Origin of the sequence: Oceanobacillus timonensis, from assembly GCF_900166635.1 — a bacterium.
In the GTDB taxonomy this organism is placed as follows: domain Bacteria; phylum Bacillota; class Bacilli; order Bacillales; family Amphibacillaceae; genus Oceanobacillus; species Oceanobacillus timonensis.
The window spans coordinates 71453-84523 of record NZ_LT800497.1; the positions used below are offsets into that span (position 1 = coordinate 71453).

Consider the following 13071-nt stretch of genomic DNA (forward strand, 5'->3'; position numbering starts at 1 on the left):
CAATAGCAGGCGCTCAACAAATCATCTGGGCGCTTGCTGCTAAATGATTTTCAGCATCGGAAATAAGGGGGAGAGCATCATGAAAGAAGGAAGAATTCATTCCATTGAAACATGTGGAACCGTCGACGGACCCGGGCTGCGTTATGTTATCTTTACCCAGGGTTGTCTATTACGTTGCAAATTTTGTCACAATCCTGATACATGGGATATGGGAGCAGGAAAGAAAATGTCTGTCCAAGAACTGGTGAAAGACATTAAAGATTATCTTCCATTCTTTCAGTCTACGAATGGAGGCGTAACTGTCAGCGGTGGAGAGCCTCTGCTTCAGGTAGAATTTTTACTCGATTTATTTACCGAGTTGAAAAAACTGGGCGTACACACCACTATCGATACTTCTGCCGGATGCTTTAACCGCTCTCCTCACTTTATAAAACATTTGGATAAAGTATTGGAATTAGCGGATTTGGTATTACTGGATTTAAAGCATATTAATCCCAGCGAGCATAAGGAGCTCACCGGACTCTCCAATGAACACATTATCGATATGGCCCGCTATTTAGATGAAAAACAGGTGCCTGTCTGGATCCGGCATGTGCTCGTTCCCGGCGGCAGTGATAATGATGTATACTTGCAGCAGCTCTCCGACTTTATTGCGACGTTGCATCATGTCGAAAAAATAGAAGTCTTGCCTTATCATAAATTAGGCGTCTATAAATGGGAAAATCTCGGTTTGGACTATCCGCTCGCAGGTGTGGAACCACCTACTGAGGATCGGGTGAAGAATGCAGAGGATATTTTGAATCGGGTGAAAGTGATATATCAATAGGAAATCGATTGGTATGTACTATCCTTTATATATATGTAAAGAGCCGCTTCTTTTCTGGGAGCGGCTCTTATTGTAGCTACTTTTTCATAAATGATTGCAGTCTACCATATGAATAATCTGATCAAAGAGATTTATAGTTTTTCTAAATTCGAATGCATTCGTTATATTCAAGCGCTGTTACCGTAGCTCTCATTCATTTATTATGTAGCAACCTGTTACTTCTTCCATTAAAAATATCCCCTTATACACCATGCATATAATAAGGGGATATTTTTATTTCATCGTACCACTATGTTATAAACATCTTCATTTAGTGACGCTATAATCAGATAGTAGTGCCTTTATCTGTTCGATTCCATTTTAATACGGGTGGGTCTTCTATCATCATATCCTGTGTATTTTCCCAATCTTGATGTTCCTTATCCGTTGCCAGCGTATCCTCGAAATCTGAAATAAGCCATTCCTTTTCATCTTCATCATACGTCAATTTGTAAAAACGAACAGAGTGAAAAGAAGCGTCTTCAACCGTATCTTCTTCTATCAACTTTATTTTTTCATTATAGGATACAAATGCAGTTACTTCCGCACTCCAATCACCATTAAAATGGCTGATATCAAAATCATCTAAGTTTACAATGGCACCCTCATACTGTGACTGAATTTCATCGATATGCTCCCTAATCGTATCAAATTCGTTGTCCACCAGCATTTGCTCGCTTCCAATCATTCCCTCTACATTTGTAAATGTCGATAAATCAAATTCGGATGTCATCCATTTTGACATATCACTATTAAATGTATCAAGAGCCTCCATAACATCTCGCTGTACCGTTTCATTTTCCTTCACCAGTTTATCTGTATCAATAATTAAACTGACTTGATCATTTCCCCAAATATCCATTTGACGCTCATCTTTAATGGTCCCTAAATTATTCTGAATCGTAAGAGCAATCTGATAGTCACCTGGTAAAAACGGTCCATAAACGCCATCATCATTTTCCTCAACTGCATGTTCCAGACCTTCTATTTGAAGATTTACCTCATCGTTGTCATTTTGTCCACTTACTTTAATAAACGCCGTATTTACATATAATTTATAATCGGGATAAATACCCCATTTTTTTCCGTCCTCTACTAAACTGATTTGTTGACTTGTTGCAGAAAAATCATCTTTTTCAATTTGTTCATTTAACCCATCTTGAATCACTTGATAGCTATTATTATTTTTCTTAAGATATGCAAGCAAGGGCTGAATGGAACCGTTACTGACTTCTGCATCATGATCATCTGCAACAAGCAAACCATCTAACGATTCAGCGTTTTCCTCCGCAATCGCTTCATCTAGTGCTTGAACGACTTTATCAGGCTTACTAAGTTGTTGGAGAGTAATAAGGATAGCTATAACAACGCAAGCTAGCGAAGCAATTAGAATATACAGCCATTTTCTCTTCACTATCTCATCATCTCCCTATTATAAGGATCCTTCTGAAAAAGCTTCAGCTAATCGCTCACTATTCCAGTCAGATGTATCAACAGACCATTTACCGTCTTCTTTAACCATTAAAATCTCCAGTGTTTCACGTCCTGATTTTGGTTCAATATCATTTAAAATTTTATCAAACTTCGATAAAGCATATTCTTCCATCGCCTCTCTATCGTAATCGAAATCATCTGCATTTTCTCTATATTCATCCGAGTAATCACTTACTGGTTCATATAAGTCCAATGGAAGTGTTGAATAGTCTACATTGACAATTGCTTTATTGTTTGCATTGGCAATAGTCTCTGCTGTGATTTCTACTTCATCCGTCAGCAATGATTTATATGTTTCGTAATTTTTGTCAATTTCCTCTTCTGGTACACTATTTGTAAACGCTGATTCCATTTTATCTGCAAATAAATTTTTTGCTTCATCTTGTAAAGCTTCTTTATCTGCTGAAACTAACCTTTCATAATCATCGTTTTCCTGATCTAGATAGATTGTATCGATATATGCTAACAATGCCTCTTCTGGTTCTTGAAGCGTATCAAAACTGTCAGAGTACTCTGCTGTATCTAATGCAACTGTTACATCTTCAATATCAGCATCAGCATTGGTTGAAAAAGGACTTATTCTAACTTCATACGCTTTATCTTTTTCAACATAAAAAATAGAAGTTATTTTTGCCATTTTTTCAGCTCCAATATCTCCTGTAAACGTGCTTTCCAGATCAACTTTTGGATTAATCAAATCCGTTTGCGGGTTTTTTTGTTCCCCTTCGTCATCTAATTTTACGCCATCAAACGGTGAGATAGTAATAGGATATTCATTATTATTGGTGACTGCAAATTCAACAGCAAGCATGCCTGTATCCTCGTTACTGGCAGTCCCGCCCTCGTCTGCTAAAATATAGGATGCATTTTCAATTTCAACAGCGACATCTCCCTTTTCACCACCGCTAGAACTATCGTCTGAGCTACATCCAAGTAATCCTAAAAATAAAAGTAAGAACAAAGAAATAATTCCATATTTTTTCCCCATGTTTTCCCTCCATCTACAAGACTGCTAAATCCAATCTCATCTTCATTTTAAACCCATGTTCTCTTCTCGCCATTAAATAATAGCCAATTAAAAACCCTTCGTCAATATCTTGTGGATTGTTTTCTTTATTTTCGGTAAAATTGTCGTATGGCCTTTGAATAAACCGAGATTAGTAATAGGTTATTATACCTAATACTGTGAGTAAATATCCACTCATGATTTATCTACCATCTTGGTAAAAAAGCAGATAAGCGTTTTTTTCATCTCTCTTCATCAGAATGTTATTTCTTCCATGTGCTGTAGAATTCTATTAGAGCGTAGGCCAACCACGCAGACTCCTAAGAGGTTTGCAGGCTAAAACCGTGACTCCTGGGGTTGGGACTGGGGCTGCGATTACTCGCCCCACCGAAGAGCTTTTGCGCTTACTCGTCCCATCGAAAACATTTGTACGTCGGAAAGCGGAGTGGTTGGCCGGAGCGGTTGCTATACAGCCTATCCTGTTCAAAAATAGAAGGATGATTGAACGAAAAGCAAGCATGATATAGCGATCATGTTCATCCTGGAGCAGCAAGATTTATATGCTTATTCTTAGGTGCGAAAGTTGAATAAGCTCTATTAATAAACAAAAAGAAAAACATTAAAAACACTTCTTACATTTTCTTATCCGATACAGACAAGAAAAACGTAAGAAGTGTTCCTTTGGTCTACCTTAAAATTGAGTTTTAAACCGTGTATCCTTGTTAAGCAACAGTAAGACTAAAAAGCCTTGAAACAGTCAACTTAACGGCTATTTACGCCCCCGGCAGGATTCGAACCTGCGGCACACGGTTTAGGAAACCGATGCTCTATCCCCTGAGCTACGGGGGCTCGAACATAATGAAGCAGTAATATACGCTTCACTATATTTCATTATCCGCCTTTTGAAAAACAAGCGAACAATCGTATTATACTAAAACTGACCCATTTTGCAAAGCATCGTGTTTCACTTTATGATCCTGCTTTTTGTAATCTTGTCCGATAAGGAATCGTGAAAACGTGTAGAACCATTAACAGACATCCAAGCAGAATAATTCCCATGGAGGACAGCTTGAGTAGAAGAACCAGCACTAAAAAAACAGGGATGGCTAATAACGGAATCCAGGCGTTTTTTTTACTGGCTTGATAATAATTTTCTTTCCCACAGTGCGGACAAATCATTTTAATCTTAAATACCTGTTTAAAAGTCTGTCCGTAGCTCCATCTCTTCCCGCAATAGCTGCAGTCCGGTGTATGCATCTGCTTCCCCCTCTTCTTTTTGAAAGTTATTTCTGTGCTTTTGTAATGTTGATAGACCTTTCTCTGGCACCATCTATACATGCTTTGATGATTTCATCGAATCCACCCGCCATTAATTGATTTAAGCCGGCCTCTGTTGTTCCGGATGGACTGGTAATATTAACGCGAAGTTGTTCCGGATCTTCCCCGGAAGATTCCAGCATTTTCCCTGCGCCGATGACGGTCTGCGTTAACAGTTCCAATGCTGTATCCCGGTCCAGTCCTGCTTCGATAGCCGCTTTTTCCATCGATTCCACCATATAATAGAAAAACGCCGGGCCGCTTCCAGCAATGGCTGTAATGGTATGCATCTGCTCTTCATCGACAATTTTGGTTGTACCTACTGTCTGGAATAGTTCCTCTGCAAAATAAAGCTGACTCAGCTCGACATTGGTTCCTTTCGAAATAGCTGTAGCGGATTGGCCGATCAATGCCGATGTATTGGGCATGGTCCGAATGACAGGAACGCCCTCTCCCAGCGTTTTTTCCATCTGTTCGATTGATAACCCTGCAATCACAGAAATAACCATGTGATACGGCTTTATATGCTCTTTAAGCCAGTTTAAATAGTCTCCTGCATCCTTAGGTTTCATTGCTAAGATAATAATATCTGCTTCCTGAATCATTTCTTCTTTATTCCGGTTGCATATCACACCATATTTTTCGGCAATCAAATCTAATCGTGCTTGATCACTGCGATTGGTTACCAGCACCTGCTCTTTGGTAACGACATGCTTTCGTGTAATTCCGGCAATAATCGCCTCTGCTAAATTTCCTGCACCAAAAAATGCAATTGTCTTATCCATGTATTTTCCTCCTGTTTTTCTTCTTTTCCCTTATTATTACGGAGAACTGCCCGTAAAACTTCCACTGAGCGAAGTTTCGTTTTATTTCTCCAGCAGCATTTTCAATAACCATAAAAAAAACTGATTACACATCCTATGCAAAGGACGGAATCAGCATTGTTCCGCGGTACCACCTTTTTTGATCAAAGTATATCCACTCTTATTGATAATGCAGCCGTACTGCAGTCAGCTGATGCTGACTTACTCCCGGATAGGTTCATTAAGGTATTTACAGAAATCTCACAGCCGCCGGATTTCCTCTCTTCGGTAAATACACATCAATTACTGGTCCGTTCTACGTATTTTTTATTCCTATATTGCATTGTACTATAAAACCTTGCCACACTTTTGTCAAGGCAGTATGATTCCAGCGCTTTTATATCTGCCATATAAAATAATCTTTGCTATACTTATTATTGTACATGAATGCATGTCAGAAAGGAATTTTATCAATGGATGAATCAAAACAATTAAACCAGTTAAAAATGGTACGACAAGAGCTGACGCGTTTTATGCTCAGCTATAAATTCGGACTGGATGAAATCAACACAAAGCTAAACATCCTTCAGGAAGAATTTGAGCATATTCATGACTATAATCCAATTGAACATTTAAAATCCCGTATGAAATCACCGGAAAGTATTTTACGAAAATGCCAGCGTAAAAATATATCGATTACACAAGAATCTATCAAGGACTATATCAAGGATATTGCTGGAATCCGAATTGTCTGCTCTTTCATCTCTGATATTTATAAAATCAGTGAAATCATTCAAGGACAGCAGGATATCAAAGTGATAGAAATCAAAGATTATATTAAAAATCCAAAACCAAATGGCTATAAAAGCCTGCATTTGATTTTAGCGATTCCTGTCTTTTTCTCGGATCGTCAGGAGGAAGTGTTTATCGAAATTCAAATTCGCACGGTTGCTATGGATTTCTGGGCAAGCCTGGAGCATAAAATTTATTATAAATATGATGGCGAAGTACCGGCGCATCTTGTCGAAGAGTTGACTACCAGCGCCAATATTGCCAATCAATTAGATGAGAAAATGGAGTTCCTTCATACAGAAGTCAACGGAGAAAAAACCGATAAACATGCAGATAGCGATCTTGATTTTCTGCCATTGGATAATAAACGCTTCCCGCTGCCAAAGCAGTTGTTGGAATCGTTAATGGAAAAAAGAGATAAAGAATAAGTATAAAAGGTATTAAAAAACCCGCAGTTCAATAACTGCGGGTTTTATCTATTCATCATTAGGATTGTTTTAAATGGAGGAGGTAGAGGGATTCGAACCCCCGCGCGGTTTGACCCGCCTCTCGGTTTTCAAGACCGACCCCTTCAGCCAGACTTGGGTATACCTCCGTGTACTGATAAAAGTTCTCTCTCTTTAGCGAACAAAATATACTATACCATCCAGGAATATGGCTTGTCAACATATTTTATAAAGAAAACTTAGCATTCGCCAATGCCTTCGTTGGGACTGGGACTGCGCTTACGCGTCCCACCGGAGACATTTGCAATTACTCGCCTCATGGAAAATCATTGCACTTATACTTTATTCCTTGAATTCTTTATACTTTCTTAAAGTGTAAAAAAAAGAAGAGACCCTCCAAAAAAGGAAAGCCTCTTATGCTCCATATTACTTGTCAATCACCTCTACGCCGCCCATGTACGGACGCAATACTTCCGGTACAACGACACTGCCGTCCTCCTGTTGGCAATTCTCCAAAATAGCTGCTACGGTACGTCCCAAGGCTAGACCAGAACCGTTTAGCGTATGAACAAACTCCGGTTTTCCATTTGCTTCGCGGCGAAAACGAATTCCGGCACGACGGGCTTGGAAATCTTCAAAGTTAGAACAAGAAGAAATTTCACGATACGTATTCTGGCTTGGAATCCAAACTTCAATATCGTATTTTTTCGCTGCTGTGAAACCTAGATCGCCTGTACACATGCTCATGACACGATAAGGAAGTTCTAACAACTGCAACACCGTTTCCGCTTCATTAGTCAGTTCTTCCAGTCTTTCATAAGAATCTTCCGGTTTCACAAAATTCACAAGCTCCACTTTATTAAATTGATGCTGGCGAATCAAACCGCGTGTATCCCTTCCGGCAGATCCAGCTTCAGAACGGAAACTGGCACTGAAGGCAACATATTTCTTCGGTAAATCAGCAATTGTTAAAATTTCATCACGGTGATAGTTGGTTACAGGAACTTCTGCTGTCGGCACCAGAAAATAATCCCAGTCTTCCAGCTTAAAGGCGTCCTCTTCAAATTTAGGAAGCTGTCCTGTACCTGTCATGCTCATCCGGTTCACAATATAAGGAGGAAGCATTTCCTGATAGCTATGCTTATCTGCATGCAGATCCATCATAAAGTTTAATAATGCACGCTCGAGTCTTGCACCTAACCCTTTATAGAAAACAAAACGGCTTCCTGTCACTTTTGCTGCCCGTTCAAAATCCAAAATATCTAAATAAGTCGCAACATCCCAGTGCGGCTGTGCTTCAAATGAAAATTCCGGCACCGTACCCCAGCTGCGTGCTTCCACGTTATCATCTTCATCTTCTCCGACAGGCACACTTTCATGTGGCAAATTAGGAATAGAAAGCATAATTTGCTCTAAGTTTTCCTCAATTTCTTTTAATTCTTTATCAAAATTTGCTATCTGGTCGCCAACTTTACGCATAGAGGCAATCGCTTCTTCCGCATCTTTCTTCTCTCGTTTTAAAACGGAAATCTCTTTGGATACCTCATTACGCTTGGCTTTTAATTTCTCCGTTTCTGCAATTAACTCCCGTCTTTTCACATCCAGTTCGCCAAAACGATCTAATTCGCCCAGGTCTTCCCCGCGATGTGCAAGTTTTCTCTTAACTTCTTCAAAGTTATTGCGAACATATTTCATATCTAACATAACTACATTACCTCCTGTATTTTTTTACCATTAAAAAACTCCCGTCCCTTATATAGAAAGGGACGAGAGTGTATTTCCCGCGTTGCCACCCTGATTAAAGAATCAACATGGATTCTTCCGGCTTTACATACGAATAACGTCGTATCTCCGTGCTTATTTCATGAGCGTCCGCCCACTTCTATAAGCATGCTCCAGGATGGATTCACTGCATTCTAACGCTGATTTGCACCAACCATCAGCTCTCTGCCAAATAGAATTAGTCAGTTACTAGTTCCTATCAACACATCATTCATGATTGTAAATAATCATAAGCTATTTTCCTTCAGGTTGCAAGAGTTCTTATAGAAATTAGCTAAAAAGCCCTTTCACCCAATTAAAAGCACCTTGGAACATATTAACAAAAAAGTCACCAATCGATTGTAACGTCAGCATAAACCAATTTGATTGTTCCACATCATCCATTGCTACTAAATCGTAGCTTTCCTGGCTTGTTTCATCCGAAATATAGCCATAATCTTCTGCGTCCCCGTCATAGACAACGTTAACTGTACCAATTACTTCGTCTGCTTCAACAGGGGCTTCTAACTCGCCATCGTCATTCAGTCTGTCTTCATCTATGACATACTCTAAATGATATAACTCTTCCTCCCCTGATTTTACAGGGACATGAATTGCTTCATTAATACCAATATTTACTTCTCTCTCTTTTCCTCTTGCTACAGGAGCTGTTTCTTCTCCTTCTTCCTGATATCCTGCAGGAAATAATTCTTGTGTATCAAATTCATCAAAACCATAATCTAACAGTTTTGCTGTTTCTTCAAAGCGCTTTTCAATACTATCGGTTTTCATCACAACGGTAATAAGACGTTGTCCATCACGTTCTGCTGTCCCAGTGAAGGCAAAACCGGCAAGCTCGGTATGGCCAGTTTTCAAGCCATCCACGCCCTCATAAAAGTATTGATCCAAATTCACGGAATCATGATCAAGCATATAATTCCAGTTCTCAACGGTTTTGCCGTCAAATTCCGTACTTGGCATACTGGAGATTTCCAACGCTTCCGGATAATCATTTACCAGAGCCGCTCCTAACATAGCTGAGGAACGTGCTGATAACAGGTTCGTGTCATTCTGGCTTGTTCCTTCAGGATAGTTATCCCCTAAACTCTCGTTATCCAATCCTGTTGCATTCACAAATTTATATTCGGGAAGACCTAATTCTTCTCCCTTTGCATTCATCATCTCAACAAATTCGCCTTCAGACCCTGCAATTAACTCTGCCAAGGCAATGGTTGCCCCGTTATCTGAATTAATCGCCATTGCTGCATATAAATCTTCTACAGTGTAATCCTGCTGCTGGGTTAATCCAATTCCCGAAGAGTCAACATTACTAGATATTTCATATGCATAGTCACTGATTTGAGTTGTTGTATCCCACGAAATATCTCCGTTTTCAACTGCTTCCCAAACAAGGTATTCTGTCATTATTTTCGTCATGCTAGCAGGAGGTAAAGCCACATCCGGGTCTTTCGCATATAAAACTTTCCCCGTTTCTGCATCCACTAAAATAGCCGATTCTGCCTCAAGATCCAATTCTTCTGCGTGAACAGACATGGATGGTATAACAAAAGATGTAAAAACAAGCGCTGCTGCAACCATCAAAAGAAATAATTTGTTTATAGACTTTCTCACAATTTCGTACCTCCGTTTAATAATATAGCCGTCTGCATATATGTATTCTGCTAAGCATGATTCACATTTTACCATAAAAATTTATAAAAAAATAGATGAAGCAACATGCTCCATCTAAATTTTTTATGACCGTATGACACAATTTTGTCATCAATATAAACTGCCTGATTACACGCTCACAAAAACCATTAAAAATCGCCGAAATCCGACTTGAAGGCTACGAAATTATTGCATAAAATAGTTCGGTGATTCTTTCGTAATTTGCACATCATGCGGATGGCTTTCTCTTAATCCGGCCCCTGTAATGCGGATGAACCGGGCATCATTTCGTAAGCTTTCTAAGTTTTTAGTTCCGCAATAACCCATACCGGAACGTAAACCGCCTACCAGCTGATGGAAAGTATCTTCTAATGATCCTTTATAAGCAATACGCCCTTCAATTCCCTCAGGAACAAGTTTTTTGTTATCTGATTCACTTTGGAAATAACGATCTTTGGAGCCCGCTTGCATTGCTCCGACCGACCCCATGCCGCGATATACTTTATATTGGCGCCCTTGGAAAATTTCTGTATCTCCAGGGCTTTCCGTTGTACCTGCAAAAATACTTCCCAGCATGACAGCGTGAGCACCTGATGCTAAAGCTTTCACAATGTCGCCGGAATATTTTACTCCGCCGTCCGCAATAACAGGTACCCCGTATTCTTTCGCTGCCAATGCACAATCATAAACTGCTGTGATCTGCGGTACGCCCACACCGGAAACCACGCGCGTTGTACAGATGGATCCTGGTCCAATACCGACCTTTACAACTGATGCACCTGCTTCAATTAAAGCTCTTGTTCCTTCTTCTGTAGCTACATTCCCTGCAATAATCACCAAATCAGGATAAGCCTCGCGAATCCGTTTAAGTTGTTCCAGAACGCCTTTAGAATGACCATGTGCTGTATCAATTACAATTGCATCGACACCGGCCTCCACTAATTTTTCAATCCGTGTCATTGCATCGCCTGTCACACCGACTGCAGCTGCTGCAATCAACCGTCCTTGCCCGTCTTTTGCTGCGTTAGGAAATTCAATGACCTTTTCGATATCTTTAATCGTAATTAATCCTTTTAAAACCCTTTGATCGTCCACAAGCGGCAGCTTTTCAATTTTATATTTCTGTAGCAGTTTTTCCGCTTCGTCCAACGTGGTTCCCACCGGTGCTGTTACCAGTTCCTCTGTTGTCATCACTTCAGAAATCAGAATCGAATAATCCTCGATAAAACGTAAATCACGATTGGTTAAAATACCGACGAGCTGTTGTTCGAGGGTATTATTGACAATTGGAACTCCTGAAATGCGATATTTTCCCATTAAATGTTCTGCGTCATATACCTGATGCTCAGGAGTTAAGAAGAACGGGTTTGTGATAACACCACTTTCAGAGCGTTTTACACGATCTACTTCTTCAGCTTGCTGTTCGATGGACATATTTTTATGAATTACTCCAAAACCGCCTTGACGCGCCATGGAAATTGCCATTTCCGCTTCTGTTACGGTATCCATTCCAGCACTGATAAATGGTGATTTTAATTTTAAGTTTGACGTTAAATCTACACTTAAATCCACCTGGTTGGGTAAAACCTCCGATTCTGCCGGAAGAAGTAATACATCATCAAATGTTAAACCTTCTTTTGCAAATTTGTCTTCTCTCATTGCTAGCTCATCCTCCAATCATTGAATTGATTATATACTTTCACTTCATTTGGCTCTTTAAGATACCGTTTTTCAAGTATATCCGTATATAATAACGGCAAAACTGCTAAAAAGTACCAACCTCGTAAAAGTAGTAGCAAATATCTATTTTTATTTACATTACTCTATCTTGTTTGCTTTTTCAAGCACTCAATATAGATGAGAAAAAAGAGGATAGATTCAAAATATTTCAATAGTAACGGAGCTGGGGTAATGATTCATCATGAAGAGGTATTTTCTTTTTTAACTGCAGAAGAAAATGCACAACGTTATCTAAAAAAAAGCTATTCATTTTTAGATGAAGCTGCAACAAAAAGCTATCAAAACAGTGCTGCTTTTATGCATTATATCAATAACGGTATGATTTTTATGGAATCAAGCAGACAGAGCAATATTCTGGTACAGCCAGTCCTGTCATTTTATGGGATGACGCACTTTTTAAAAGGATGGCTCCTGACCAAACGACCGGATTACCCTGAAACAACAGCAGTCCTTGCGCATGGCCTGACTGCCCGAAAAAGAAAACGGAAAGATTACCGTTTTATGGAGGATGAAGTCAAAATGCAGCAAAAAGGATTGTTTCCGTATGTCACTCGTTATTTATTTTCCCTTCATCCTTTCCCGTTAAACCGTGTTTCCATGCGACTATTATTCTGTTCTATCCCGGAATTAAGCAATCTATGGCAGCTCCACCAGGAAGAATCCATGGTCGTAGTCGGAGAAAAAAACAGTAGCCAGCTTTGTTTTCCGAACCGGATTCTAGATGGTTTTCATTTAAAAGAAGAAACCTTTGTCGAGCGGATCCGTTTATTTTTGCCTCCAATTAAGGCTATTCAACAAACTAACAAATCATTGCAGATTTATCTGACAGAACCAATCCAGGATTGGAACGGCCCTTTCCGATATCACCTGGATAATGAATTGTTGTATTTTCCAGCTAATCGAGCAAACTATTTTCCTTATTCGGAAATTCTGGCCCATTATCTTCTTTTGTTTCACCTAAGCATGATTTGCCGTTATGAAACAGAGTGGTGGGGGGAACTGATACAAATGAAGACGGATAAAGAATATCCTTTTATCGAGCGTTTTTTAAAAATAACCCGTAAAAAAACGCCGGCGCTGATTGGAGAGCGTTTATTGGAAAACATTGATTTCAAGCAATAAATAACGGACGCTTCTCTGTGAAAAAAAGGAACCACCGGTTATCCTTATCATCGT

General features: G+C 39.5%; 10 protein-coding genes, 2 tRNA genes and 2 other annotated features. Of the genes, 3 read left to right on the top strand and 9 right to left on the bottom strand.

The features are described from left to right. Positions 1-79 precede the first annotated feature (79 nt). On the top strand, positions 80-826 hold the full coding sequence (gene pflA, locus B7E05_RS00835) for a pyruvate formate-lyase-activating protein (protein WP_080871857.1): 747 nt from the start codon (positions 80-82) through the stop codon (positions 824-826). Positions 827-1151: 325 nt separating this feature from the next. Here the strand turns inward: pflA and B7E05_RS00840 are convergent, their stop codons facing one another. From B7E05_RS00840 to proC, 5 genes are all read right to left on the bottom strand, one after another. Beyond that, positions 1152-2279, bottom strand: a complete 1128-nt coding sequence (locus B7E05_RS00840; RefSeq protein WP_080871858.1) for a TcaA second domain-containing protein — start codon at positions 2277-2279, stop codon at positions 1152-1154. Between the two features lie 18 nt (positions 2280-2297). Beyond that, entirely contained in the window at positions 2298-3347 is a 1050-nt protein-coding gene (locus B7E05_RS00845) for a DUF5105 domain-containing protein (protein ID WP_080871859.1), read from the bottom strand. Positions 3348-4141: 794 nt separating this feature from the next. Further along, a tRNA-Arg gene (locus B7E05_RS00855) sits at positions 4142-4214 on the bottom strand. A gap of 120 nt (positions 4215-4334) precedes the next feature. Further along, positions 4335-4622, bottom strand: coding sequence for a TIGR04104 family putative zinc finger protein (locus B7E05_RS00860; RefSeq protein WP_080871861.1), 288 nt, complete (start codon positions 4620-4622; stop codon positions 4335-4337). A 26-nt stretch (positions 4623-4648) separates the two neighbouring features. Continuing rightward, positions 4649-5467: a pyrroline-5-carboxylate reductase gene (gene proC, locus B7E05_RS00865; RefSeq protein WP_080871862.1), complete on the bottom strand. Its 819-nt coding sequence runs from the start codon at positions 5465-5467 to the stop codon at positions 4649-4651. A gap of 137 nt (positions 5468-5604) precedes the next feature. Further along, positions 5605-5813: a binding site (T-box leader), on the bottom strand. A gap of 145 nt (positions 5814-5958) precedes the next feature. On the opposite strand from proC, the gene B7E05_RS00870 reads away from it, so the two are divergent. Continuing rightward, complete coding sequence (locus tag B7E05_RS00870) at positions 5959-6705, top strand: GTP pyrophosphokinase (RefSeq protein ID WP_080871863.1); 747 nt, start codon at positions 5959-5961, stop codon at positions 6703-6705. Between the two features lie 74 nt (positions 6706-6779). On the opposite strand, the gene B7E05_RS00875 is transcribed toward B7E05_RS00870, so the two are convergent. The 4 genes from B7E05_RS00875 to guaB all read right to left on the bottom strand — a co-directional run bounded on the left by B7E05_RS00875 (position 6780) and on the right by guaB (position 11814). Next, positions 6780-6872, bottom strand: a tRNA-Ser gene (locus tag B7E05_RS00875). A gap of 277 nt (positions 6873-7149) precedes the next feature. Then, positions 7150-8427, bottom strand: a complete 1278-nt coding sequence (gene serS, locus B7E05_RS00880; protein WP_080871864.1) for a serine--tRNA ligase — start codon at positions 8425-8427, stop codon at positions 7150-7152. A gap of 55 nt (positions 8428-8482) precedes the next feature. After that, positions 8483-8717, bottom strand: a binding site (T-box leader). Between the two features lie 58 nt (positions 8718-8775). Then, positions 8776-10116 (bottom strand): D-alanyl-D-alanine carboxypeptidase family protein, encoded by a 1341-nt coding sequence (locus B7E05_RS00885; RefSeq protein WP_080871865.1) that lies wholly within the window; start codon positions 10114-10116, stop codon positions 8776-8778. A 225-nt stretch (positions 10117-10341) separates the two neighbouring features. Continuing rightward, positions 10342-11814: an IMP dehydrogenase gene (gene guaB, locus B7E05_RS00890; RefSeq protein ID WP_080871866.1), complete on the bottom strand. Its 1473-nt coding sequence runs from the start codon at positions 11812-11814 to the stop codon at positions 10342-10344. Positions 11815-12066: 252 nt separating this feature from the next. Between guaB and B7E05_RS00895 the strand changes: the two genes are divergently transcribed. Next, positions 12067-13017 (top strand): YaaC family protein, encoded by a 951-nt coding sequence (locus B7E05_RS00895; RefSeq protein ID WP_080871867.1) that lies wholly within the window; start codon positions 12067-12069, stop codon positions 13015-13017. Positions 13018-13071: the final 54 nt, after the last annotated feature.